This is a genomic window from Photobacterium sanguinicancri, from assembly GCF_002265265.1.
Taxonomy (GTDB): domain Bacteria; phylum Pseudomonadota; class Gammaproteobacteria; order Enterobacterales; family Vibrionaceae; genus Photobacterium; species Photobacterium sanguinicancri.
On record NZ_NOIF01000533.1, the window covers coordinates 1 to 366 of the forward strand.

Consider the following 366-nt stretch of genomic DNA (forward strand, 5'->3'; position numbering starts at 1 on the left):
GCGATCTCGGGGCCGTTCTCGGTCTCGACCCACGCGGCGTTGATCATCGGGGTACGACGGGCAGCCCAGATCACGGCGCGCGCGACGATCAGCAGCGGCGACACCTTGATGTCGGCGTACTCGGGTGCGGCCTTAAGGCGCTTCACGAGCTCCATCGTGCGGGTGGCGGCGACGTCTTTCCAGACGGTGACGTGCGGGGCGGAGTAGGCGCTCTGCACCATCGCCGACGAGGTCGCCTTGCGCACGCCCTTGACGTGGATCGACTCGGTGCGCTCGGCGTCGGAGGCGGATGCCTGCACCGGCGCGACTCCGCGGGCGAGGCCGACCGGCGGTGTCTGCGGTGCGGGCACGGTCTCCTCGCGCACG

At 71.0% G+C, this 366-nt stretch carries 1 protein-coding gene; it reads right to left on the minus strand.

Annotated elements, in window-relative coordinates; translation table 11 throughout:
* On the minus strand, window positions 1-366 hold a 366-nt coding region (locus tag ASV53_RS26670), incomplete at both ends, for a 2-oxo acid dehydrogenase subunit E2 (protein ID WP_189337984.1).